Raw genomic sequence first — 22,350 nt, 5'->3', positions numbered from 1 at the left:
AACAGAAACAACAGTTGACGTATGGACGGCCAAGACGGGACAAAATCGATCACACACGCATAAGTCACCTCTGCACGGATCATAATTTCCTAATTGATGACCGGATACATCCTCACCTCACCCATTTCCCGCTCCTCCCCTTCCCTTCCCTCCCCGCACCTGGTCCCGGGTGCCCTCTCCCCCTCGCTCGGTGACGACGAGGTGCTCCGGATCGACCGGCTGAGCGAGCCGGATCCGAGCGGATCACGGACCGGGTCGTGGCCGAGTACCGCAAGGCGGACCCGCCGCCTCCACCACGCCACGCGCTGCGCGAGCGCCTCTTCGAGAGCGTTCTCGGGGTGGCAATGCGCCCGCACGGGCGCCCTCGCGTGGCACCATCGATAGGCCATGACTGCTCCCGCGAAGCCCCCGCACCCCACCCCCGCCGCCGCCGACACCCCCTCCGGCCCGCCCCTCGGAGAGAACCTGCACTCCCCCGTCATCGACTGGTTCGGCGAAAACGCCCGTGACCTGCCGTGGCGGCGCCCCGAGGCCGGGGCGTGGGGGGTGATGGTCAGTGAGTTCATGCTCCAGCAGACGCCGGTGAGCCGCGTCCTGCCCGTCTACGAGCAGTGGCTGGAGCGCTGGCCGCGCCCCGCCGATCTGGCCAAGGAGGCGCCCGGCGAGGCCGTCCGCGCCTGGGGCCGGCTCGGCTACCCGCGCCGCGCGCTGCGGCTGCACGGCGCCGCCGTCGCCATAACGGAACGGCACGGCGGTGACGTACCGGCCGACCACGCCCAGCTGCTGGCGCTGCCCGGCATCGGCGAGTACACGGCCGCCGCCGTCGCCTCGTTCGCCTACGGGCAGCGGCACCCGGTGCTGGACACCAATGTGCGCCGGGTGTTCGCCCGCGCGGTCACCGGAGTGCGGTACCCGCCGAACGCCACCACCGCCGCCGAACGCAAGCTGGCCCGCGCGCTGCTGCCCGAGGACGAGCCGACCGCCGCCCGCTGGGCCGCCGCCTCCATGGAGCTGGGCGCGCTGGTGTGCACGGCGAAGAGCGAGTCGTGCCACCGCTGCCCGATCGCCGCGCAGTGCGCGTGGCGGCTGGCGGGCAAGCCGGAGCACGACGGGCCGCCGCGCCGCGGCCAGACGTACGCGGGCACCGACCGGCAGGTGCGCGGGCGGCTGCTCGCCGTGCTGCGGGAAGCCCACGGGCCCGTTCCGCAGGCCGCCCTGGACAGGGTGTGGCACGAGCCGGTGCAGCGGGCCCGTGCCCTGGACGGTCTCGTCGCCGACGGCCTCGTGGAGCCGCTGGCGGGCGGTGCGTACCGGCTGCCGCTGACCTGACGTACAGGCAGATCACAGCCGCGAGCCGCCTTCCGTCACAGCACTCGGGGTGGACAAATCGCCCCGAAACCGCCTCAACGCCCCCACCTCTCTGCCCCGTTCGGGCTTCCGTTACACAACCGACGGACAGCCGAGCGCTAGCCGCAGGCTGCTTCGGACAGCGCCGTGACAAGGCCTCCGTACCTTCAGATGCGTTCCCGGAAGACACGGGGCGACTGAAGACCACAGGCAGTACACGGGCGGCGGGGAGCCGGCCCGAACGGGGAAACGGGAGGCGGTTCACCATGGCGCAGGGCGAGGTGCTCGAGTTCGAGGAGTACGTCCGCACCCGGCAGGACGCGCTGCTGCGCAGTGCCCGCCGCCTGGTCCCGGACCCGACGGATGCGCAGGACCTGCTGCAGACGGCGCTGGTACGGACGTACGGCCGCTGGGAGACCATCGAGGACAAGCGGCTGGCGGACGCCTACCTGCGCCGGGTGATGATCAACACCCGCACGGAGTGGTGGCGGGCGCGGAAGCTGGAGGAGGTCCCGACCGAGCAGCTCCCGGACGCCTCGGTCGACGACGCCACCGAGCAGCACGCGGACCGCGCCCTGCTGATGGACATCCTGAAGGTCCTCGCCCCGAAGCAGCGCAGTGTCGTGGTGCTGCGACACTGGGAGCAGATGTCCACGGAGGAGACGGCCGCCGCCCTCGGCATGTCGGCCGGAACGGTCAAGAGCACGCTGCACCGGGCGCTCGCCCGGCTCCGCGAGGAGCTGGAGTCCCGCGATCTGGACGCACGCGCGCTGGAGCGTGAGGAGCGGGAGCGGTGCGCGGCCTGACCGGCGAGGGTTCTGCGCGGACCCGGGGCAGTATCCAGGCGGTGAGCGCGGCACTGGCCGTGCCCACCGCCCTCGCCCTTTTGGTGTCCGGGTGCGGTGCCGGCGGGACCGGCGCCCGTGACGAGGGCCCGGCGCACGCCGACTCGGTGGCGGGCGCCGCCGCCACCCCGTCCGCCGCGCCGTCGAAGTCGCCCGACACCGTCGACGCGGTCAAGCTCGTCAAGGACGACCCGAAGGTCGCACCCGAGGTGAAGCGCGATCTGAAGCCGTGCGCGGCCGACGAGTACCCGGTCGACGTCTCCTACGGCAAGCTGACCGCAGGCTCGGCGGACGACGTCGTCGTCAACGTGCTGACCTGCGGTGACGCGGTGGGCGTCGGCAGCTACGTGTATCGCGAGCGGGACGGCTCGTACGAGAATGTGTTCAAGGCCGAGGAGCCGCCGGTCTACGCGGAGATCGACCGCGGTGACCTGGTGGTGACCAAGCAGGTGTACGACCGGGGCGACCCGGTGTCGAGTCCCTCCGGGGAGAACGTGATCACGTACAGATGGACCTCCGGCCACTTCGCTGAGAAGTACCGCACGCACAACGACTACGGGAAGGTCGCCGTCGACAGCGCGACGCCGGCGCCCGCGAGCTGACGCGGGCGGGGGGCCGCGCGAACCGATCGGCCCGCCTGAGCCGATCGGCCCGCGTGAACCGATCGGGCCGCTCGGACCGATCCCTCGGTGAACGCATCGCCGGGACCGTGCGTCCCAGCAGTAGAACGCACCCCCACGGACCACAGAGGACTGAGAGCACCGGGATGGCAGACCAGACCCACGTCCTGTTCGTCGAGGACGACGACGTCATCCGCGAGGCCACGCAGCTCGCCCTGGAACGGGACGGCTTCGTGGTCACCGCCATGCCCGACGGGCTGTCGGGCCTGGAGGCGTTCCGGGCGGACCGCCCCGACATCGCGCTGCTGGACGTCATGGTTCCCGGCCTCGACGGTGTCAGCCTGTGCCGCCGGATCCGCGACGAGTCGACCGTGCCGGTGATCATGCTGTCGGCGCGGGCCGACTCCATCGACGTCGTGCTGGGCCTGGAGGCGGGCGCCGACGACTATGTGACCAAGCCGTTCGACGGTGCCGTCCTGGTCGCCCGGATCCGCGCGGTGCTGCGCCGCTTCGGGCACGCGGGCGGCGGCCGGGGCGAGGAGCCGGCCGCCCCGGCGAGCGGCGGGATGCTGGCCTTCGGGGACCTGGAGGTCGACACCGAGGGCATGGAGGTCCGCCGCGCCGGGCAGCCGGTGGCGCTGACGCCGACCGAGATGCGGCTGCTGCTGGAGTTCTCCTCCGCGCCGGGCACGGTGCTCTCCCGCGACAAGCTGCTGGAGCGGGTGTGGGACTACGGCTGGGGCGGGGACACCCGCGTCGTCGACGTGCATGTGCAGCGGCTGCGGCAGAAGATCGGCCAGGACCGGATCGAGACGGTCCGTGGCTTCGGCTACAAGTTGAAGGCCTGAGCAGGGGCAGGGGTATGAGGGGGCACTTCCGGCGCCTGGTCGCCGCGGGCTTGGAGCGTGCAGGCATCCGCACGGGCCTCAGATGGAAGCTGAGCGCGGCCATCGCGCTGGTGGGCGCGCTGGTGGCGATCGCGCTGAGCCTCGTCGTGCACAACGCCGCCCGGGTCTCGATGCTGGACAACGCGCGCGACCTCGCCGACGAGCGGATCATGATCGCCCAGCGCAACTTCGAGCTGTCCGGGCGGTTGAACTTCCCCAACACCAAGATCAACGACCCGAATCTGCCGGATGAGCTGCGGGACCGGGTCGAAGCGGGCCAGCGGGCGACGTACGTGGCGGACCGGCCGGGTGACGTGCCCGACATATGGGCCGCCGTGCCGCTGAAGAACGGGCAGGTGATGTCGCTGCACTCGGGCTTCACCGACCGCAGCTCGGACATCCTGCAGGACCTCGACCAGGCCCTGCTCATCGGGTCCATCGCGGTCGTCCTCGGCGGCAGCGCGCTCGGGGTGCTCATCGGCGGGCATCTCTCGCGGCGACTGCGCAAGGCGGCCATCGCGGCGGGCCAGCTCGCGGGCGGCGAGACGGACGTGCGCGTGCGGGACGCCATGGGCGGGGTCGTGCGGGACGAGACGGACGACCTGGCGAGCGCGGTGGACGCCATGGCCGACACGTTGCGGCAGCGGATCGAGGCCGAGCGGCGGGTCACCGCCGACATCGCGCACGAGCTGCGCACGCCGGTGACCGGACTGCTCACCGCCGCGGAACTGCTGCCGCCCGGGCGCCCGACCGAGCTGGTGCTGGACCGGGCGAAGGCCATGCGCACGCTGGTCGAGGACGTGCTGGAGGTGGCCCGGCTGGACGGGGCCTCCGAGCGGGCGGAGCTGCAGGACATCATGCTGGGCGAGTTCGTCGCCCGGCGGGTCGCGGCGAAGGATCCGGCCATCGAGGTGCGCATCGTGCACGAGTCGGAGGTCACCACCGACCCGCGGCGCCTGGAGCGCGTGCTGTTCAACCTCCTGGCCAACGCGGCCCGGCACGGCAAGCCGCCCATCGAGGTCAGCGTCGAGGGCCGGGTCATCCGGGTGCGCGACCACGGCCCGGGCTTCCCCGAGGACCTGCTGGCCGAGGGGCCGAGCCGCTTCCGCACCGGCAGCAAGGACCGGGCCGGGCACGGCCACGGACTCGGCCTGACCATCGCGGCCGGGCAGGCCCGGGTGCTGGGTGCCCGGCTGACCTTCCGCAACGTCCGCACCCCCGGGACACCTGAGCATCTGCCGGCCGAGGGCGCGGTCGCCGTGCTGTGGCTGCCGGAGCACGCGCCGACGAACACGGGGAGCTACCCGATGCTGCCGGGGTCGGGGACGCAGGGCCGGGGGCCGCGGGTCAGCAGGACCAGTCCTGGTCCATGTCGAGGCCGCCCTCGCGGGGCTGGGTGAAGGAGAACCAGTTGCCGGAGTCGTCGCGGAACAGCGCCTCCGTGCCGTACGGGCGCTCCTGCGGCTCCTGGAGGAACTCCACGCCCCGGTCCTTGAGCTTCTTGTAGTCGCCGTGGATGTCGTCGGTGGTCAGGACGCCCGCGCCGAGCGCGCCCTTCGTCACCAGCTTGCGGAGCATCTCGGCGGACTCGGGGTCCATCGCGGGCCCGCCGGGCACCATCAGCGTCAGCTCGACGTCGGGCTGGTTCGGCGAGCCGACCGTGAGCCAGCGCATGCCGCCCTCGCCCATGGTCATGTCCGTACGGACCTCCAGGCCCAGCTTCTGCGTGTAGAACTCCTTGGCCCGGTCCTGGTCGAGGACCCAGACGGTCGAGATGGCGAGACCCTTGATCATGGCGTGCTCCTGCTCTGACTCTGCGGCCGGTTGTGCCTGCCCTGCCACGGTAGGCAGCGGGGGTGTCAGCCCGCTTCTCCGGAATTGCGCTGCTTGCGGGCGCCGGGCGCGGAGCGGAAGCCGCCGGCCCAGAGCATGGCGTAGCAGCCGGGTATGAGGGCGGCTCCGCGGCCCACATGCTTCGTCCGGTACTCGCTCGGCGTCAGGCCGGTCCACGCCTTGAACCGGGCCGAGAACGTGCCGACGCTGCTGAAGCCGACCACGTGGCAGATCTCCGTCACCGACAGGTTCGCCGTGCGCAGCAGGTCCTCGGCGCGTTCTATGCGGCGGTGGGTGAGGTACTGGCCGGGGGTCTCGCCGTACGCCTCCTTGAAGGCGCGGATGAAGTGATAGCGCGAGTACCCGGCGTGCGCGGCCACGGTGTCCAGGTCGAGCCCCGGATCGGCCCAGTCCCGATCCATCGCGTCCTTGGCCAGCCGGACCTGCCGCGCCTTGTCCATGCGACCGATGGTGACACGGGGGTCTGACAATGCCCCCGCCCTCGCAGCCGAGCAGGCCGGGGCCGGGCGGACGGCTGAGCGGGCAGGGCGGAGGCCAGGACAACGCGATGGCCCCGGGCGGCAACCGCGCCCGGGGCCATCGTCACCACCTGGTCAGACCGCCTCCACCACCGGCGTCTGCGCCGTCGGGCCGGACGTCTCGTCGTCGTCCGAGGCCTTCGGTCCCGCTCCCTTCAGCGGCACCTCCTTCACGAACACGGCCGCCGCGAGTGCGACCACCGCCACCACGGCCCCGAGCAGGAACGCCGAGTGCGTGCCGGCGGACACCGCGTGCTGGTACGCCTCCCGGGCCAGCACCGGCAACTTCTCCAGGCTCTTCGCGTCGAGCTGCGCCGACTGCTCGGTCACCTTGGAGCCCAGCGCCCCGGCCCGCTCGGTCATGACGTCCTGGACGCGGTTGTTGAACAGCGCACCCATGATCGCGACGCCGAACGAGGAGCCCAGGGTGCGGAAGAGCGTGGTGGACGAGGACGCGACGCCCATGTCCTTCATCTCCACACTGTTCTGCGCGACCAGCATGGTGATCTGCATCAGACAGCCCATGCCGAGCCCGACCACGGCCATGAAGATCCCGGACGTCAGACGGGACGTCCCGGTGTCCATCGTGGACAGCAGGTACAGCCCGACGATCATCAGCGCGCTGCCGACGATCGGGAAGACCTTGTACCTGCCGGAGTGCGTGGTCACCCGCCCGGCGACCATCGAGGTCACGAGCATCGCACCCAGCATCGGCAGGAGCAGCAGCCCGGAGTTCGTCGCGGAAGCACCCTGCACGGACTGCTGGTACAGCGGCAGGAAGAGCGTGGCGCCGAACATCACGAAGCCGGTGATGAAGCCGATGACCGACATCAGCGTGAAGTTCAGGCTGCGGAAGATGTGCAGCGGCACCACCGGCTCGGCGGCCCTGGTCTGCCAGAACACGAACCCGACCAGCGCGGCTACCCCGATGCCGATCAGCTCCATGATCCGCGCGGAGGACCAGGCGTACTCCGTGCCGCCCCAGGTGGTGACGAGCACGATCGCGGTGATGCCGACGGTCAGCAGCGCGGCGCCCAGGTAGTCGATCCGCGCCTGCGCCCGCTTCTTCGGCAGGTGCAGCACGGCACTGACGGCGACCAGCGCGACCGCACCGAGGGGGAGGTTGATGTAGAACGCCCAGCGCCAGCCCCAGTTGTCGGTGATCGTGCCGCCGACCAGCGGACCGCCGATCATCGCCAGCGCCATGACACCGGCCATCATGCCCTGGTACTTGCCTCGCTCCCGGGGCGGGATCAGGTCACCGATGATCGCCATGACGCCGACCATCAGACCGCCGGCACCGAGGCCCTGCACGGCACGGAAGCCGATCAGCTCGCCCATGTTCTGGGCCATGCCGCTGAGCGCGGAGCCGATCAGGAAGAGGACGATGGACGACAGGAACGTGCCTTTGCGGCCGTACATGTCGCCGAGCTTGCCCCACAGCGGGGTGGAGGCCGCGGTCGCGAGCGTGTAGGCGGTGACGACCCAGGAGAGGTGTTCGAGCCCGCCCAGCTCACCGACGATCGTCGGCATCGCCGTACCGATGATCATGTTGTCGAGCATCGCGAGCATCATCGCGATCATCAGCGCGAGCAGCACGACCCGCACGCTCTTGGGCTGTTTCCCCCCGGCGTCGGCCACCGGCGAGTCCGTCGTGTCCGTCATCGCTTCCCACTCCCCCAGCTACCGCTACTTACTTGCCGACCGGCTAGTGAATACACTCGGAAGCTAGCGGCGGAACTAGCCGGGCGTCAAGTAAGTTTTATGGAAAGCGGGGCGGCGTAGGAGGATGGGCGGCACCATGGACGGCACCAGGCAGCGGCGCCGCGGGAACACCCGCCGGCGCATCCAGGACGTGGCCCTCGAACTCTTCGCGGAGCACGGCTACGAGAAGACCTCCCTGCGCGAGATCGCCGAGCACCTGGAGGTCACCAAAGCGGCGCTCTACTACCACTTCAAGACGAAGGAAGAGATCCTCGTCAGCATCTTCGAGGACCTCACCCAGCCGATCGAGGACTTGATCGAGTGGGGCCGGCAGCAGCCGCCCACCCTCGCGACCAAGCAGGAGATCATCCGCCGCTACGCCGACACGCTCGCCCAGGCGGCCCCGCTGTTCCGCTTCATGCACGAGAACCAGGCGACGGTGCGGGAGCTGCGCATCGGCGACTCCTTCAAGGAGCGCATCCGCAGCCTGCGCGACATCATCATCGACCCCGACGCGGACATGACCGACCAGGTCCGCTGCGTCAGCGCGCTGTTCACGCTGCACGCCGGGATGTTCCTGCTCCAGGACATGGAAGGCGACCCCGAGGAGAAGAACAAAGCCGTCCTCGAGGTCGCCACAGACCTGGTGACCCAGGCCCACCGGGGAGCCGGCGGCTCCTCCTAGGGCCTGCGCCGACAGGTGGATCAGACCTTCACGCCCTTGGCGCGCAGGAACTTCACCGGGTCGACCGCCGAGCCGTAGTTCGGGGTCGTACGGATCTCGAAGTGCAGGTGCGGACCGCTCGAGTTGCCGGTGTTGCCGGACTTGGCGATCTCCTGGCCGGTCTTGACGATCTGGCCGATCTTCACGGTGACCTTCGACAGGTGGGCGTACTGGGAGTACGTGCCGTTGCCGTGCTTGATCACGACGGCGTTGCCGTACGCGGGACCGTCACCGGCGCCGTTGCCGCCGGCCTTGACCACGGTGCCGCCGTGGGCGGCGACGACCTGGGTGCCGCTCGGCACGGCGAAGTCCTGGCCGCTGTGGGTGGACTGCCACATGCCGCCGTTCTGGGCGAAGGACGCGGAGAGCTTGTAGGTCTTCACCGGGTCGACCCAGGACGGCTTGGCCTTCTTGGCGGCCGCCTTCTTCGCGGCGGCCTTCTTCTCGGCCGCCTTCTTCGCGGCGGCGGCCTTGGTGGCCTTCTCGGCCTTCACGGCCGCGGCCTTGGCGGCCTTGGCCTGAGCGGCGGCCTGCGCCTGGACGGCGCCGGCGGTACCGGACGCGGCCGTGGTGTCGGCGGCGGACGCGACCCCGGCTCCCAGTGCGACCGAGACACCAAGGCCGGCGGCCAGCACGGTCGCACGGGTGCGGAGCTGGGACGTACGGGAAGAACGGGACGTGACGCGCTGGGACATCGAAACCTCGTATGGAAGGGGACGGAGAAAACCACCCGGCGCACAGACGCTCGCCGAATGGCCATCCCTTGGTAACCCGAAGTCCGACAAACTCCCAAAAGCGTGATCTACGACGCTAGTTAGTAAATTGGTTCAGTGTTCTACGTCTCTTGACACAGCAGTCATTCGGGACGAATCAGGGTACTAGCCCGCACTTCCACCCCCAGCCTGGGGCGAGAGTCCCTTTCCTCCCGGCCCGTTATCCACTATTCCAGCTAGTAACGGACATATCGCCTGTGCCGCATGTCACCGGGGGCCCTCTTCGGCCATTCCGGAAATGTGGCGCACGCCTCTAGGCACTTACCGCCCGGTAACCCTACGGTTCCCCTCGCGCCACCCTCGCGCACAAGCATGCACACGACATGTTGGCAGCGTCACGGACGTGAGAGGACCCCCACGACATGCAGACCCGACGCCCCTGGTTGCGCCGCGCATCAGTGACCGCCGTCTCGGCGGCAGCCCTCGTGGCGATGGCCGCACCGGCCGACGCCACGACCGCCGCCCAGACCTCCATGACCGCCACCGCGGCCGCGGCCGTCGACTACGGCACCTGGCAGAAGGACTGCCAGGCCGTGATGGACCAGGCGCTGCCCTATCTGAAGCAGCGGATCGCGGCCGCCAAGCCGGGCGAGAAGCAGGCCATCGTCTTCGACATCGACAACACGACGCTGGAGACGGACTTCGGCTTCAGCTACCCGCAACCGGCCAACAAGCCGGTCCTGGAGGCCGCCAGATACGCGCAGGAGCGCGGCGTCGCCCTGTTCTTCGTGACCGCCCGGCCGGACATCATCGCCTCGTTCACCCAGTACAACCTGAAGCAGGCCGGCTACCAGGTCTCGGGGCTCTACGTCCGCAACTTCATCGACCTGTTCAAGAACGTCGCCGAGTACAAGACGGCTCAGCGCGTCGACGTCGAGCGCAAGGGCTACACGATCATCGCGAACATCGGCAACAGCAGCACCGACCTCTCGGGCGGCCACGCCGAGAAGACCTACAAGCTGCCGGACTACGACGGGCAGCTGTCCTAGGGACTGTCCGGGCATGGATGAGGGGCCGGTGCTGTTCAGCACCGGCCCCTCATACTGGGTCGTTACGCTCAGGCGTCCTTGCTCAGGTTCGGACCCGAGCCACCGGCCGCCTGCTCGATCGGCGGGACGTCCGGGAGAGCCGCCTTCTCCTCGCCGCGGAAGGTGAAGGTCTTGGTCTCGCCCTCGCCCTCCGTGTCGACGACCACGATGTGACCGGGGCGCAGCTCGCCGAAGAGGATCTTCTCCGACAGCGAGTCCTCGATCTCGCGCTGGATGGTGCGACGCAGCGGACGCGCACCCAGCACCGGGTCGTAGCCCTTCCTGGACAGCAGCTCCTTGGCGGACTGGGAGAGCTCGATGCCCATGTCCCGGTCCTTGAGGCGCTCGTCGACCTTGTCGATCATCAGGTCGACGATCTTGAGGATGTCGTCCTGGCTGAGCTGCGGGAAGACGACCACGTCGTCGACGCGGTTGAGGAACTCGGGCCGGAAGTGCTGCTTGAGCTCGTCCGAGACCTTGTTCTTCATGCGCTCGTAGTTGGACTTCGTGTCGCCCTGGGCCGCGAAGCCCAGGTTGAAGCCCTTGGAGATGTCCCGGGTGCCGAGGTTGGTCGTCATGATGATGACCGTGTTCTTGAAGTCCACGACCCGGCCCTGGGAGTCGGTCAGGCGACCGTCCTCCAGGATCTGCAGCAGCGAGTTGAAAATGTCCGGGTGGGCCTTCTCGACCTCGTCGAACAGGACAACCGAGAACGGCTTGCGGCGGACCTTCTCGGTCAACTGGCCGCCCTCCTCGTAGCCCACGTAGCCGGGGGGCGAACCGAAGAGACGCGAGACCGTGTGCTTCTCGCTGAACTCCGACATGTCGAGGGAGATCAGCGCGTCCTCGTCGCCGAAGAGGAACTCGGCGAGCGCCTTGGACAGCTCGGTCTTACCGACACCGGACGGGCCGGCGAAGATGAACGAGCCACCGGGGCGCTTCGGGTCCTTCAGACCGGCACGCGTACGGCGGATCGCCTTCGACAGCGCCTTGACGGCGTCGACCTGGCCGATGACCCGCTTGTGGAGCTCGTCCTCCATGCGCAGCAGACGCGAGGACTCCTCCTCGGTCAGCTTGAAGACCGGGATGCCCGTGGCCGTGGCGAGGACCTCGGCGATCAGCTCGCCGTCGACCTCGGCGACGACGTCCATGTCGCCGGCCTTCCACTCCTTCTCCCGCTTGGCCTTGGCGGCCAGGAGCTGCTTCTCCTTGTCGCGCAGGGAGGCGGCCTTCTCGAAGTCCTGCGAGTCGATCGCGGACTCCTTGTCCCGGCGGACACCGGCGATCTTCTCGTCGAACTCGCGCAGGTCCGGCGGCGCGGTCATCCGGCGGATGCGCATCCGGGAACCGGCCTCGTCGATCAGGTCGATCGCCTTGTCCGGCAGGAAGCGGTCCGAGATGTACCGGTCGGCCAGGGTGGCGGCCTGGACCAGCGCCTCGTCCGTGATGGAGACGCGGTGGTGGGCCTCGTACCGGTCACGGAGACCCTTGAGGATCTCGATCGTGTGCGGCAGGGACGGCTCCGCGACCTGGATGGGCTGGAAGCGGCGCTCGAGGGCGGCGTCCTTCTCCAGGTGCTTGCGGTACTCGTCCAGCGTGGTGGCACCGATGGTCTGCAGCTCACCGCGGGCCAGCATGGGCTTCAGGATGGAAGCCGCGTCGATGGCGCCCTCGGCGGCACCCGCACCGACCAGCGTGTGCAGCTCGTCGATGAACAGGATGATGTCGCCGCGGGTGCGGATCTCCTTGAGGACCTTCTTCAGGCGCTCCTCGAAGTCACCGCGGTAGCGGGAGCCGGCGACCAGGGCGCCGAGGTCCAGGGTGTAGAGGTGCTTGTCCTTGAGGGTCTCGGGCACCTCGCCCTTGACGATGGCCTGAGCGAGGCCCTCGACGACGGCGGTCTTGCCGACGCCGGGCTCACCGATCAGCACCGGGTTGTTCTTCGTACGGCGGGACAGCACCTGCATGACCCGCTCGATCTCCTTCTCGCGCCCGATGACCGGGTCGAGCTTGGACTCACGAGCGGCCTGGGTGAGGTTCCGGCCGAACTGGTCGAGGACCAGGGACGTCGAGGGGGTGCCCTCGGCAGGCCCGCCGGCGGTGGCGGTCTCCTTGCCCTGGTAACCGGAGAGCAGCTGGATGACCTGCTGCCGCACCCGGTTCAGATCTGCGCCCAGCTTGACGAGGACCTGGGCGGCGACGCCCTCGCCCTCGCGGATCAGGCCGAGCAGGATGTGCTCCGTGCCGATGTAGTTGTGGCCCAGCTGAAGGGCCTCGCGGAGCGACAGCTCCAGGACCTTCTTGGCACGGGGGGTGAAGGGGATGTGGCCGGACGGGGCCTGCTGGCCCTGGCCGATGATCTCCTCCACCTGCTGGCGGACCGCCTCGAGCGAAATCCCGAGGCTCTCAAGGGCCTTGGCGGCGACACCTTCACCCTCGTGGATCAGGCCCAGGAGGATGTGCTCAGTGCCGATGTAGTTGTGGTTGAGCATCCGGGCTTCTTCCTGAGCCAGGACGACAACCCGCCGCGCGCGGTCGGTGAACCTCTCGAACATCGTTAATCGCTCCTCAGAGCGGTCAGGCAGTGGGGGGAACTTCCCCTCCCTGTCCTTCCGCAGCTTAGTCCCGCAAGCGGGGACCGCTCATTCCAACTGCCGACACCGTCCTTGGCCTCCTGACCCCGAACGCCGACATCTGCTCCAACCCGATGGTGCGAGACGATGTTCCCGCAGGCCAGGCAGATACCCCACTCGCCAGTACGCCGATGGCGAACGTGAGACGGCCTTTCCTGCGTGTCGCCCCCTCCCACTAGGGATGTCTTACCCGTACGGACCGGAAGTCCATGCCGAGCGCCCCCGTTCCCTCCGCTACGGGCGAACAACCTTGCGCCTCGCCGCACCCCCCACGCGCCCCCGATTCGCCACTGTGTGCGCTCGTTACAGCACCCAGCGTAACTCGCACGGCCTTCCGGCTGTTGCACTTGGCATGTTCGGCGCCCCTCAGCCCGTGATCGCATCCTCGGCCCCGCTCGTCCCGCTCCCCCGCCGGCCGCTCGACCCGGCCGACGCGAGCGGTCAGGTCCGGCGGTGGTACGAGAACGAACTGGAGTGGCCGACCGTGCCCGGCGATCCGCTGCGGCTGGTGGTGGGCGTGCGCTACGACGTCCTGGACGTGCCGGCGGAGGCGGGGCACACGGCGCTGCGGCGCTCGGCGCCGGGCTCTCCCGTCGCCTTGCACGGCGACCGGATGCTGCTCCTGGTGGCCGCGGGCAGCGCGGAGGAGCTTCCCGGGCTGCTGGAGTGGCTCGACTGGGGGTCCCTGCCGCTGGGCCTGGTGGCGATCGGTGCGGGCGGCCTCATGGAGGCGCCGTCGCCGCCGGTGCCTCACGCGGAGAGGGCAGTGCCGCCGACGCGCGAGTCGAACGCCGCGGTGAGCCGCGAGGCGGCTGTTCCGCCTGCTCCCCCGGGCCGGTTCGGTTCCCAGGGGGCCGCCGTGTGGCTGCGGCCCCCCGAGCCGGGATGCGAGGTCGAGGCCTCGCTGCCGACGCTGTCGGCGCTGGGGAGCGGTGGGGGCGCCCCCGATCTCGTGCGGCTGGTGAACACGGTGGCCACACAGTGCCACCGCGTCCGGCTGCGGCGCGCGTGCGCCCAGCCTCCGGCCATGCGTACGCAGGGTCGGTAGTGCCGCTGTTCAGCCGTTGGCCTTCTCGTAAGCCTCGCGGATGGTCGCGGGAACACGGCCGCGGTCGTTGACCTCGTAGCCGTTCTCCTTCGCCCAGGCGCGGATCGCCGCGGTGTCCTGGCTGCCGCTCGAAGCAGCGCGCGTCTTTCCGCGCCCGCCCGAAGCACGGCCTCCGGTACGACGACCGCCCTTCACGTAAGGCTCGAGAAGGCCGCGGAGCTTGTCCGCATTGGCAGTGGTGAGATCGATCTCGTACGTCTTGCCGTCCAGCGCGAACGTCACGGTCTCGTCCGCCTCGCCACCGTCGAGGTCGTCGACAAGAAGGACCTGAACCTTCTGTGCCACCGGATTTCCTTTCATCGATATCTTCAGGGCGGGTGTGCCGGCGTCCGCCGTATCGCCGTCCCCTGTTATATGCAGTACTGCAGTACGTCGGAAAGCAAACCGCTTTTGCCGGAAAAACACAAACCCCCGGCAGAGACCGGCAGCCCGGGCTCGGTCCGGAAACGTGCGCGTTTCGGACATAGGGCACCGGGGCAGGGGCGGGCGCCGTGGAATATGCCTTGCCGAACCGGCCGGGCCCTCTTGCGACCGACTAGCACCCGGCGATCACAGATGCAGAAGCATCCGGCTGTTGCCCAAGGTGTTCGGTTTCACTCGTTCGAGTCCGAGGAACTCCGCGACGCCCTCGTCATAGGAACGCAGCAGCTCCGCGTAGACATCCGTGTCGACGGGCGTCTCGCCGATCTCCACGAAGCCGTACTTGGTGAAGAAGTCGACTTCGAAGGTCAGGCAGAAAACACGGCGAACGCCGAGCCAGCGGGCGGTCTGCAGCAACTTCTCCAGCACACGGTGTCCCACGCCCGCGCCCTTCAGGCCGGGCTTCACCGCGAGAGTGCGGACTTCCGCGAGGTCTTCCCACATCACGTGCAGCGCACCGCAGCCGACGACCTCGGCGTTGTCGTCCCGTTCCGCGACCCAGAACTCCTGGATGTCCTCGTAAAGCGTCACCGTTGCTTTGTCGAGCAGGATGCCGCCGCGGACGTAGGCGTCGAGGAGACGGCGCACCGCCGGGACATCGCTGGTGCGGGCCCGTCGGACGGTGATGGCTTTTGCGGTGACTTCAGGGCTCTTCGCGGACATGACGGGACGCTATCGCCCGCCCTGGTCCTGAGCGGAGGCGGGGTTCTCCGGAGGGCCTTCCGCGGGTTCCGCTCGTTCGGCCGGTTCCGCGGATTCCGACGGTTCGGTCGGTTCCTGGGTTTCCGGGCCCTGGACGATCCGTACGGCATCGCTGAGAGACCGCCGCTGTTCCTCGCTCATCATGCCGAAGAAGGCGACGAGAGCGGCGGCGGGGTTGTCGCTCTGCGACCAGGCGTCGTTCATCAGGGCGGCTGCGTAGGCGGCACGGGTGGAGACCGCCTCATATCGATAGGCGCGGCCTTCCGCCTCGCGGCGCACCCAGCCCTTCTGATGGAGATTGTCCAAAACGGTCATCACGGTGGTGTACGCGATGGACCGCTCCTTCTGAAGATCTTCCAGGACTTCTCGAACGGTCACCGGACGGTTCCACTTCCACACCCGCGACATGACCGCGTCTTCGAGTTCTCCCAATGGGCGAGGCACAGCTCAGAACAATAGTGGGAGAAACCGGTTATGGCGTGGCGGACGTGCGCTTGACCGGCGAACAGGAACAAAAAGGGCGTACGGCTCGAAAGTGCGGGCGCCGCGGGGTGCGGGCTCGCCGAGTCGTACGCCCTCTGAGGGGGGTGGGGTCAGGCGTCGGCCTTCGGGGACGTCGCGGTGGACTGGCGGGCGCCCTCCACGCGCGCGAGGGCGGCGTCGACGGCCGCGTCCTCCTTGGCCTTGTTGGCGCCGCCCTGTGTCTTCACGATCACCCGGATCACGCCGATGAAGAAGACGGCCATGACGGCCGGGGGCAGGAGCGCGGAGACGTAGTCCATGGATCCAGGGTAGCCACGTCAGCCCGCGGCGAGCTGCTGGGGGTTCGCCGGGGGTGGCGGTGCCGGCTTGCGACGCGGGAAGACCTCGCCCGGGGTGGGGATCGGACGGGAGGGCTTCGGGGTGCCCGGGGCGGGTGCCGGAGCCGGGGCGGGCTTGGGGGCCGCCGGCTTGCGTGCGGGCTTCTTCTCGGGCTGCTTCTCCGGGCCGCCCTCGGCCAGGGCGCAGCGCCCTCCGCGGAGGGCCAGGAGGCGGGTGCGGGAGCCGGGAACGGCGGCCGTGGGGAGAGCGGCGGCGGTGACGGGGGTGGCCGCGCAGCGGTCCAGGAGGGCCGCTGCGGCGGGGTTTCCGCGCAGGGCGCGGAGGGCGGCGAGGTCGTCGGGCAGGGGGCTGTAGCCGGCGCCCAGTGCCTCGTCCAGGAGTGCGAGGTAGCCGGCGGCGGTGCCGGGGAGGGCGGCGCGGTACCGGCCCAGGTCGGCCACGAGGAAGGCACGCAGCCTGGCCCCCTCCCGCAGCGCCTCGTCGAGCGACTCTGCGAGACGGAGACAGTCCTGGACGTCGTCGGCCGAGGCGGGGGTGGGGTGAAGGGCGAGGGCGAGAGCGCGGCGGAGCACACGCAGCTCCTCCGCGCCGAACGCCATGCCGCCGCGGGATCCGTATGGCGTGGGCATGCGGCGACGATACGCGCTAATCAGACAAATCTCGCATAGGGGGCGGGTGTGGCGTGGGGGACCACTCGGGTGGTGGGTCGGCGGCAACGGGCGGGCGCAGCGGCACCGGCTTCGCCGGGCTGCGCGCCCACCCGCCCTCGGCCCCTCACATGCGCGACACGTTCCGCTCGTACACCAGCCGCAGCCCGATCAGCGTCAGCCAGGGCTCGTGCTCGTCGATCACCGAAGACTCGCCCAGAACCATCGGCGCGAGGCCGCCCGTCGCGATGACGGTGACGTCGTCGGGGTCCTCCGACAGCTCGCGGGCCATGCGGCCGACCACGCCGTCGACCTGGCCGGCGAAGCCGTAGATGACGCCGGACTGCATCGCCTCGACCGTGTTCTTGCCGATGACGCTGCGCGGCCGGGCCACCTCGATCTTGCGGAGCTGGGCGCCGCGGACGCCCAGGGCCTCCACGGAGATCTCGATGCCGGGCGAGATGACCCCGCCGACGTACTCCCCACGCGCGCTGACCGCGTCGAACGTCGTCGCCGTGCCGAAGTCGACGACGATGGCCGGGCCGCCGTAGAGCTCGACCGCCGCGACCGCGTTGATGATGCGGTCGGCGCCGACCTCCTTGGGGTTGTCCATGAGGATCGGCACGCCCGTCTTGACCCCCGGTTCGACGAGGATGGCGGGCACGTCGCCGTAGTAGCGGCGCGTCACCTCGCGGAGCTCGTGCAGGACCGAGGGGACGGTGGCGCAGATGGCGATGCCGTCGATGCCGTCGCCCAGTTCGTCGCCGAGGAGCGGGTGCATGCCCATCAGGCCCTGGAGCAGCACCGCCAGTTCGTCGGCGGTGCGGCGCGCGTCCGTGGAGATCCGCCAGTGTTCGACGATCTCGTCGCCGTCGAACAGGCCGAGGACGGTGTGGGTGTTTCCTACGTCGATCGTCAGCAGCATGACCCGTACCCGCCCCTACTCCGCCGGCCGCAGGTCCAGGCCGATGTCCAGGATCGGCGAGGAGTGGGTGAGGGCCCCGACGGCCAGGTAGTCGACGCCGGTGTCCGCGTACGCCTTGGCGTTGTCGAGGGTGAGGCGGCCCGAGGCCTCCAGGACGGCGCGGCCCTGGACGAGGGCGACCGCCTCCTCGCACTCGCCCGGCGTGAAGTTGTCCAGCAGGATCAGGTCGGCGCCGGCGTCCAGGACCTCGCGGAGCTGGTGCAGGGTGTCGACCTCGACCTCGATCGGGACGTCGGGGAAGCGTTCGCGGACCGCCTGGAAGGCCTGGGCGACGCCGCCCGCGGCGACCACGTGGTTGTCCTTGACGAGGGCCGCGTCCGAGAGGGACATGCGGTGGTTGACGCCGCCGCCGCAGCGGACCGCGTACTTCTCCAGCGAGCGCAGGCCAGGGGTGGTCTTGCGGGTGTCGCGGACCCTGGCCTTCGTGCCGTCCAGGACGTCCGCCCACGCGCGCGTGGCCGTCGCGATGCCCGACAGGCGGCACAGGATGTTCAGCGCGCTGCGCTCGGCCGTGAGGAGGTCACGGGTGCGGGTGGTGACGGAGAGGAGCTTCTGGCCCGCTTCGACGCGGTCGCCGTCCTCCGCGTGGCGCTCGATCTCGAGCTCCTCCTCGCAGACCACCGAGATGACCGCCTCGGCGACGCGCAGGCCGGCCACCGTGCCCGCCTCGCGTGCGGTGAAGTCGGCCGTGGCCACCGCGTCCTCGGGGATGGTCGCCACCGTCGTCACGTCCACGCCGTGGGCCAGGTCCTCCTGGAGGGCCACGTTGGCGATGTCCTCGACCTCGACGGGGTCGAGGCCGGCGTCGGCCAGGAGCTGGGCGAGTGCGGGGTCCAGGCCGCACTCCAGGTATGCCTCGGCGTCCGCGCCGCAGGCGCAGCCGTCTCCGCAGCCTCCGGAGGAGGCGAGGGGAAGGTCGGGGGTGCTCACGTCGGTCACTGCTCCTGGGGGGCCTGGGGCGGGAAAGTCGTAGGGAAGTGTGTGGTGTCCGTGGTCTGCACGGCCAGCGTGCGATCCGGGTTCAGGGTCACGACGATGTGGCGGCGCCAGGTGGTGTCGTCGCGCTCGGGGCGGTCCTCGCGCCAGTGGCAGCCCCGGGTCTCCTCGCGCAGCAGGGCGGCGGCGACCAGGACGCGGGCCACGCACAGGAGGTTGGTGGCCTCCCAGGTGTCGACGCCGGCCTCGGCCGTCTTGCCGTGCTCGGCGAGGGCCTCCCGGGCGTCGGTGTGCAGGCGCTGGAGCTGGTCGGCGGCCTTGGTGAGGGAGCCGGCCGAGCGCAGGACGCCTGCCCCGCCCGTCATGATCCGCTGGATCGTGAAACGGGCCTGAGCGGTCTGCAGCGGGTGCTCGGGGATCTCCGGGTGCGGGACCGGCTGGGGCACGCGCGCGGGGAGGCCGTTCGCCGCGATGTCGGCCGCGATGCGCTCGGCGTAGACGAGGCCTTCGAGCAGGGAGTTGGACGCCAGGCGGTTGGCCCCGTGCACGCCGGTGCAGGCGACCTCGCCGCACGCGTACAGGCCGGGGACGGTCGTACGACCGTGGGAGTCGGTGCGGACACCGCCGGAGGCGTAGTGGGCCGCCGGGGCGACCGGCACGGGGGTGGTGACCGGGTCGATGCCGTGGGCGCGGCAGGCGGCGAGGATCGTCGGGAAGCGGTGCTCCCACATCTCGGCGCCGAAGTGCCGGGCGTCGAGGAACATGTGCTCGGCGTCCTGCTCCTGCATGCGGCGCGTGATGCCCTTGGCGACGATGTCGCGGGGGGCGAGTTCGGCCAGTTCGTGCTGCCCGACCATGAAGCGCACGCCGTCGGCGTCGACCAGGTGGGCGCCCTCGCCGCGCACGGCCTCGGAGACCAGGGGCTGCTGGCCCTCCGCGTCCGGGCCCAGGAACAGCACGGTCGGGTGGAACTGGACGAACTCCAGGTCGCTGACCTCCGCGCCCGCCCGGAGCGCGAGCGCCACGCCGTCGCCCGTCGACACCGACGGGTTGGTGGTGGCGGAGAAGACCTGGCCCATGCCGCCGGTCGCGAGGACCACCGCGGGGGCGTGGACGGCCCCGACGCCGTCGTGCTGGCCCTCCCCCATGACGTGCAGGGTGACGCCGGCAGTGCGGCCCTCGGCGTCCGTGAGGAGGTCCAGGACGAGCGCGTTCTCGACGGTGCGCATGCCCCGCGCGCGGACGGCCTCGACCAGGGCGCGGGAAATCTCGGCGCCGGTGGCGTCGCCGCCGGCGTGCGCGATGCGGCGGCGGTGGTGGCCGCCCTCGCGGGTCAGTGCCAGCTCGCCCTCGGACTCGTCGAACCGGGCGCCGGTCTCGATGAGGCGGCGTACGGCGTCGGGGCCCTCTGTGACCAGGAGGCGGACCGCGTCCTCGTCGCACAGTCCGGCGCCCGCGACCAGGGTGTCGTCGAGGTGCTGCTCGGGGGTGTCGCCGTCGCCGAGGGCCGCGGCGATGCCGCCCTGGGCCCAGCGGGTGGAGCCGTCGTCGAGACGGGCCTTGGTGACGACGACCGTCCGCAGGCCCGCGGCCTCGCAGCGCAGGGCCGCGGTCAGCCCGGCGACGCCGGAGCCGACGACGACCACGTCCGCGGCGATGGACCACCCGGCGGCGGGGGCGTGCAGTCGTATGCCTGTGGTGGTCACGAGGCGGCTCCGAAGCTTCCGAAGGTGAGGGGGACGTTGTCGATCAGCCGGGTCGCCCCGACCCGGGCGGCGACGGCGAGGACCGCGTCGCCGGTGAAGTCGTCCCCGATCTCGGTGAAGTCGGACGGGTCGACCAGGGCGAGGTAGTCCAGCGCGAGCGGCGGGTCGAGGCGGGCGGCCTCGTCGAGGACCTGGCGGGCGGCCGCGCGGACGGCCGCCGGGCCGCCCGGGACGGCTGTCGCCACGGCGTGCGCGTCGGCCGCCGCGCGGGACTCCCCTATGGCGCTGAGCGCCTCGGCACGCGCGCGTGTGGCGGGCACTTCGCGGGCCCGGGCACGCAGCGCCTCCTGCGCGGCATGCCGGTCCTGGCCCGCGAACAGGGCCCCGGACAGGGCGAGGGCGGTGCGCCGCTCCGCGGCCGACAGGTAGCGGTTGCGGCTGGACAGGGCCAGGCCGTCCTCCTCGCGGACGGTGGGCACGCCGACGATCTCCACGCCGAAGTTCAGGTCCCGCACCATGCGGCGGATCAGGGCGAGCTGCTGGGCGTCCTTCTGGCCGTACAGGGCGACGTCGGGGCGGGTGAGGTGCAGCAGCTTGGCGACGACGGTGAGCATGCCGTCGAAGTGGCCGGGGCGGGAGGAGCCCTCCAGGCGCTCGCCCATGGGGCCCGCGGTGATGCGGACCTGGGGCTCGCCGCCCGGGTAGACCTCGTCCACGGAGGGCGCGAACACGACATCCGCGCCCGACTGTCCGGCGAGCGCGAGGTCGGCGTCCAGGGTGCGGGGGTAGCGGTCGAGGTCCTCGCCCTGGCCGAACTGGAGCGGGTTGACGAAGACGGTGACGACGACCTCGCCGTCCGGCCCGGCGATGCCGCGCGCGGTGCGGATCAGCGTGGCGTGGCCCTCGTGCAGCGCGCCCATGGTCATCACCACGGCGCGGCTGCCCGCACGCGCGCGTGCGTGCAGTTCGCCGGCGGTGCGCAGCAGCGTGGTGGTCATCGGGCGTCCCCTTCGGTGCCGTCGGTCCCGTGGGCGAGTACCCCGAGGAGGTCCTCGGCGAGTTCCGGCTTCAGCAGGCCGTGGGCCAGGGCCCGGTCGGCGGTCGCCCGGGCCATCGCCAGATAGCCGGCGACGGTCTGCGGGGCGTGCCGGCGCAGCTCGGTGACGTGCGCGGCGACGGTGCCCGCGTCCCCGCGCGCGACCGGGCCGGTGAGGGCCGCGTCGCCGGAGCGCAGGGCGTTGTCCAGGGCCGCGCCGAGCAGCGGTCCGAGCATCCGGTCGGGGGCGGCGACGCCGGCCGCGCTCAGCAGCTCCATGGACTGGGCGACCAGCGTGACCAGGTGGTTGGCTCCCAGGGCGAGCGCCGCGTGGTAGAGCGGCCGGTTCTCCTCGGCGATCCACTCCGGCTCGCCGCCCATCTCGATGACGAGGGCCTCGGCGGCCAGGCGCAGCTCCTCGGGGGCGGTGACGCCGAAGGAGCAGCCGGCCAGCCGCTGGACGTCCACGGGCGTGCCCGTGAAGGTCATCGCCGGGTGCAGGGCGAGTGGCAGGGCGCCCGCGCGCAGGGCGGGGTCGAGGACCCGCGCGCCGTACCGCCCGGAGGTGTGGACCAGGAGCTGCCCCGGCCGTACGGATCCGGTGTCGGCGAGGCCGGTGACCAGGTCGGGCAGGGCGTCGTCGGGAACGGTCAGCAGCACCAGGTCGGACCGCTGGAGGACCTCGGCGGGCGGCATCACCGGCACGTCGGGCAGCAGTTGCCCGGCGCGGCGCCGGGAGGCGTCCGAGACCGCGGAGACGGCGACCGGGCGGTGCCCGGCGAGTTGCAGCGCCGCCGCCAGCGCGGGACCCACGCGGCCGGCGCCGACGACGCCGACGGTGAGCCGCGCGGGGCGGTCCTTGGGATCTGGCTGTGGGGTTGTGTTCACTCGACGGCGGCCTTCCCGTTCCAGTCCGCTCCGGGTACCGGACGATTTCTCGTCATGTTAACGCGATCGGTTCGAGGGGCGTTCGGTCGTCCACAGGCTGTGCATGCCCGTGCGGCGTTCCCGAAGCGGCGTACGGAAATGCGGATGCCCGGCCGCACGTGTGCGAG

At 70.8% G+C, this 22,350-nt stretch carries 23 protein-coding genes; 8 read left to right on the top strand and 15 right to left on the bottom strand.

From position 1 onward, the window contains the following. Nucleotides 1-387 precede the first annotated feature (387 nt). The 5 genes from G3I77_RS34510 (at nucleotide 388) to cseC (ending at nucleotide 5,099) form a co-directional block, all read left to right on the top strand. Nucleotides 388-1,329 (top strand): A/G-specific adenine glycosylase, encoded by a 942-nt coding sequence (locus G3I77_RS34510; protein ID WP_248510208.1) that lies wholly within the window; start codon nucleotides 388-390, stop codon nucleotides 1,327-1,329. A gap of 284 nt (nucleotides 1,330-1,613) precedes the next feature. Continuing rightward, nucleotides 1,614-2,153, top strand: a complete 540-nt coding sequence (locus G3I77_RS34505; RefSeq protein ID WP_030251439.1) for a SigE family RNA polymerase sigma factor — start codon at nucleotides 1,614-1,616, stop codon at nucleotides 2,151-2,153. Beyond that, nucleotides 2,141-2,794: a hypothetical protein gene (locus tag G3I77_RS34500; RefSeq protein ID WP_248510206.1), complete on the top strand. Its 654-nt coding sequence runs from the start codon at nucleotides 2,141-2,143 to the stop codon at nucleotides 2,792-2,794. Before G3I77_RS34505 ends, G3I77_RS34500 begins: the two co-directional genes overlap by 13 nt. A 164-nt stretch (nucleotides 2,795-2,958) precedes the next feature. Further along, nucleotides 2,959-3,660, top strand: a complete 702-nt coding sequence (gene cseB, locus G3I77_RS34495) for a two-component system response regulator CseB (protein ID WP_248510204.1) — start codon at nucleotides 2,959-2,961, stop codon at nucleotides 3,658-3,660. Nucleotides 3,661-3,674: 14 nt separating this feature from the next. Then, entirely contained in the window at nucleotides 3,675-5,099 is a 1,425-nt protein-coding gene (cseC, locus tag G3I77_RS34490; RefSeq protein ID WP_248510202.1) for a two-component system sensor histidine kinase CseC, read from the top strand. On the opposite strand, the gene G3I77_RS34485 is transcribed toward cseC, so the two are convergent. The 3 genes from G3I77_RS34485 to G3I77_RS34475 form a co-directional block, all read right to left on the bottom strand. After that, nucleotides 5,047-5,493: a VOC family protein gene (locus G3I77_RS34485; RefSeq protein ID WP_248510201.1), complete on the bottom strand. Its 447-nt coding sequence runs from the start codon at nucleotides 5,491-5,493 to the stop codon at nucleotides 5,047-5,049. The genes cseC and G3I77_RS34485 overlap by 53 nt on opposite strands. Nucleotides 5,494-5,558: 65 nt before the next feature. Next, nucleotides 5,559-5,993, bottom strand: coding sequence for a helix-turn-helix transcriptional regulator (locus G3I77_RS34480; protein ID WP_248510200.1), 435 nt, complete (start codon nucleotides 5,991-5,993; stop codon nucleotides 5,559-5,561). Nucleotides 5,994-6,146: 153 nt separating this feature from the next. Further along, nucleotides 6,147-7,736, bottom strand: a complete 1,590-nt coding sequence (locus G3I77_RS34475; RefSeq protein WP_248510199.1) for an MDR family MFS transporter — start codon at nucleotides 7,734-7,736, stop codon at nucleotides 6,147-6,149. 124 nt (nucleotides 7,737-7,860) lie between these two features. On the opposite strand from G3I77_RS34475, the gene G3I77_RS34470 reads away from it, so the two are divergent. Then, nucleotides 7,861-8,460, top strand: a complete 600-nt coding sequence (locus tag G3I77_RS34470; protein ID WP_248510198.1) for a TetR/AcrR family transcriptional regulator — start codon at nucleotides 7,861-7,863, stop codon at nucleotides 8,458-8,460. Nucleotides 8,461-8,480: 20 nt separating this feature from the next. Here G3I77_RS34470 and G3I77_RS34465 read toward each other — a convergent pair whose 3' ends face one another. Further along, nucleotides 8,481-9,194 carry a M23 family metallopeptidase gene (locus tag G3I77_RS34465; protein ID WP_248510197.1) on the bottom strand — a complete coding sequence of 238 codons (714 nt, stop codon included), beginning with the start codon at nucleotides 9,192-9,194 and terminating at the stop codon, nucleotides 8,481-8,483. A 440-nt stretch (nucleotides 9,195-9,634) separates the two neighbouring features. On the opposite strand from G3I77_RS34465, the gene G3I77_RS34460 reads away from it, so the two are divergent. Beyond that, nucleotides 9,635-10,261, top strand: coding sequence for an HAD family acid phosphatase (locus G3I77_RS34460; RefSeq protein WP_248510196.1), 627 nt, complete (start codon nucleotides 9,635-9,637; stop codon nucleotides 10,259-10,261). A gap of 68 nt (nucleotides 10,262-10,329) precedes the next feature. Here the strand turns inward: G3I77_RS34460 and G3I77_RS34455 are convergent, their stop codons facing one another. Next, nucleotides 10,330-12,855: an ATP-dependent Clp protease ATP-binding subunit gene (locus tag G3I77_RS34455; protein WP_031140250.1), complete on the bottom strand. Its 2,526-nt coding sequence runs from the start codon at nucleotides 12,853-12,855 to the stop codon at nucleotides 10,330-10,332. 430 nt (nucleotides 12,856-13,285) lie between these two features. On the opposite strand from G3I77_RS34455, the gene G3I77_RS34450 reads away from it, so the two are divergent. After that, nucleotides 13,286-13,981: an SCO3374 family protein gene (locus tag G3I77_RS34450; protein ID WP_248510195.1), complete on the top strand. Its 696-nt coding sequence runs from the start codon at nucleotides 13,286-13,288 to the stop codon at nucleotides 13,979-13,981. 9 nt (nucleotides 13,982-13,990) lie between these two features. Here G3I77_RS34450 and G3I77_RS34445 read toward each other — a convergent pair whose 3' ends face one another. The 10 genes from G3I77_RS34445 to G3I77_RS34400 all read right to left on the bottom strand — a co-directional run bounded on the left by G3I77_RS34445 (nucleotide 13,991) and on the right by G3I77_RS34400 (nucleotide 22,183). Continuing rightward, nucleotides 13,991-14,326 (bottom strand): Lsr2 family protein, encoded by a 336-nt coding sequence (locus G3I77_RS34445; RefSeq protein ID WP_094057033.1) that lies wholly within the window; start codon nucleotides 14,324-14,326, stop codon nucleotides 13,991-13,993. 264 nt (nucleotides 14,327-14,590) lie between these two features. Next, nucleotides 14,591-15,124, bottom strand: a complete 534-nt coding sequence (locus G3I77_RS34440; RefSeq protein WP_248510190.1) for an amino-acid N-acetyltransferase — start codon at nucleotides 15,122-15,124, stop codon at nucleotides 14,591-14,593. Between the two features lie 9 nt (nucleotides 15,125-15,133). Beyond that, nucleotides 15,134-15,571, bottom strand: a complete 438-nt coding sequence (locus tag G3I77_RS34435; RefSeq protein WP_248510258.1) for a BlaI/MecI/CopY family transcriptional regulator — start codon at nucleotides 15,569-15,571, stop codon at nucleotides 15,134-15,136. Nucleotides 15,572-15,756: 185 nt separating this feature from the next. Beyond that, nucleotides 15,757-15,945 carry a hypothetical protein gene (locus tag G3I77_RS34430; protein ID WP_248510188.1) on the bottom strand — a complete coding sequence of 63 codons (189 nt, stop codon included), beginning with the start codon at nucleotides 15,943-15,945 and terminating at the stop codon, nucleotides 15,757-15,759. Nucleotides 15,946-15,963: 18 nt separating this feature from the next. After that, entirely contained in the window at nucleotides 15,964-16,614 is a 651-nt protein-coding gene (locus G3I77_RS34425; protein ID WP_248510181.1) for a hypothetical protein, read from the bottom strand. A gap of 145 nt (nucleotides 16,615-16,759) precedes the next feature. Beyond that, nucleotides 16,760-17,557: a type III pantothenate kinase gene (locus G3I77_RS34420; protein ID WP_248510178.1), complete on the bottom strand. Its 798-nt coding sequence runs from the start codon at nucleotides 17,555-17,557 to the stop codon at nucleotides 16,760-16,762. 15 nt (nucleotides 17,558-17,572) lie between these two features. Further along, complete coding sequence (gene nadC, locus G3I77_RS34415) at nucleotides 17,573-18,547, bottom strand: carboxylating nicotinate-nucleotide diphosphorylase (protein ID WP_248510176.1); 975 nt, start codon at nucleotides 18,545-18,547, stop codon at nucleotides 17,573-17,575. Between the two features lie 5 nt (nucleotides 18,548-18,552). Continuing rightward, nucleotides 18,553-20,259 (bottom strand): L-aspartate oxidase, encoded by a 1,707-nt coding sequence (locus tag G3I77_RS34410; RefSeq protein WP_248510173.1) that lies wholly within the window; start codon nucleotides 20,257-20,259, stop codon nucleotides 18,553-18,555. Next, nucleotides 20,256-21,257 carry a pantoate--beta-alanine ligase gene (gene panC, locus G3I77_RS34405; RefSeq protein WP_248510166.1) on the bottom strand — a complete coding sequence of 334 codons (1,002 nt, stop codon included), beginning with the start codon at nucleotides 21,255-21,257 and terminating at the stop codon, nucleotides 20,256-20,258. The genes G3I77_RS34410 and panC overlap by 4 nt, the downstream gene beginning before the upstream one ends. Beyond that, nucleotides 21,254-22,183 carry a Rossmann-like and DUF2520 domain-containing protein gene (locus tag G3I77_RS34400; protein WP_248510164.1) on the bottom strand — a complete coding sequence of 310 codons (930 nt, stop codon included), beginning with the start codon at nucleotides 22,181-22,183 and terminating at the stop codon, nucleotides 21,254-21,256. The genes panC and G3I77_RS34400 overlap by 4 nt, the downstream gene beginning before the upstream one ends. Nucleotides 22,184-22,350: the final 167 nt, after the last annotated feature.

Source organism: Streptomyces sp. D2-8, assembly GCF_023184515.1.
In the GTDB taxonomy this organism is placed as follows: domain Bacteria; phylum Actinomycetota; class Actinomycetes; order Streptomycetales; family Streptomycetaceae; genus Streptomyces.
The sequence above is the reverse complement of the archived record's forward strand: the minus strand, read 5'-3'. Positions and strand labels throughout refer to the sequence as shown.

Coding starts and splice junctions, on each gene's coding strand:
- G3I77_RS34510 (WP_248510208.1), top strand. CDS start 388: ATGACTGCTCCCGCGAAGCCCCCGCACCCCACCCCCGCCGCCGCCGAC.
- G3I77_RS34505 (WP_030251439.1), top strand. CDS start 1,614: ATGGCGCAGGGCGAGGTGCTCGAGTTCGAGGAGTACGTCCGCACCCGG.
- cseB (WP_248510204.1), top strand. CDS start 2,959: ATGGCAGACCAGACCCACGTCCTGTTCGTCGAGGACGACGACGTCATC.
- cseC (WP_248510202.1), top strand. CDS start 3,675: ATGAGGGGGCACTTCCGGCGCCTGGTCGCCGCGGGCTTGGAGCGTGCA.
- G3I77_RS34485 (WP_248510201.1), bottom strand. CDS start 5,493: ATGATCAAGGGTCTCGCCATCTCGACCGTCTGGGTCCTCGACCAGGAC.
- G3I77_RS34480 (WP_248510200.1), bottom strand. CDS start 5,993: ATGGACAAGGCGCGGCAGGTCCGGCTGGCCAAGGACGCGATGGATCGG.
- G3I77_RS34475 (WP_248510199.1), bottom strand. CDS start 7,736: ATGACGGACACGACGGACTCGCCGGTGGCCGACGCCGGGGGGAAACAG.
- G3I77_RS34470 (WP_248510198.1), top strand. CDS start 7,861: ATGGGCGGCACCATGGACGGCACCAGGCAGCGGCGCCGCGGGAACACC.
- G3I77_RS34465 (WP_248510197.1), bottom strand. CDS start 9,194: ATGTCCCAGCGCGTCACGTCCCGTTCTTCCCGTACGTCCCAGCTCCGC.
- G3I77_RS34460 (WP_248510196.1), top strand. CDS start 9,635: ATGCAGACCCGACGCCCCTGGTTGCGCCGCGCATCAGTGACCGCCGTC.
- G3I77_RS34455 (WP_031140250.1), bottom strand. CDS start 12,855: ATGTTCGAGAGGTTCACCGACCGCGCGCGGCGGGTTGTCGTCCTGGCT.
- G3I77_RS34450 (WP_248510195.1), top strand. CDS start 13,286: ATGTTCGGCGCCCCTCAGCCCGTGATCGCATCCTCGGCCCCGCTCGTC.
- G3I77_RS34440 (WP_248510190.1), bottom strand. CDS start 15,124: ATGTCCGCGAAGAGCCCTGAAGTCACCGCAAAAGCCATCACCGTCCGA.
- G3I77_RS34435 (WP_248510258.1), bottom strand. CDS start 15,571: ATGTCGCGGGTGTGGAAGTGGAACCGTCCGGTGACCGTTCGAGAAGTC.
- G3I77_RS34430 (WP_248510188.1), bottom strand. CDS start 15,945: ATGGACTACGTCTCCGCGCTCCTGCCCCCGGCCGTCATGGCCGTCTTC.
- G3I77_RS34425 (WP_248510181.1), bottom strand. CDS start 16,614: ATGCCCACGCCATACGGATCCCGCGGCGGCATGGCGTTCGGCGCGGAG.
- G3I77_RS34420 (WP_248510178.1), bottom strand. CDS start 17,557: ATGCTGCTGACGATCGACGTAGGAAACACCCACACCGTCCTCGGCCTG.
- panC (WP_248510166.1), bottom strand. CDS start 21,257: ATGACCACCACGCTGCTGCGCACCGCCGGCGAACTGCACGCACGCGCG.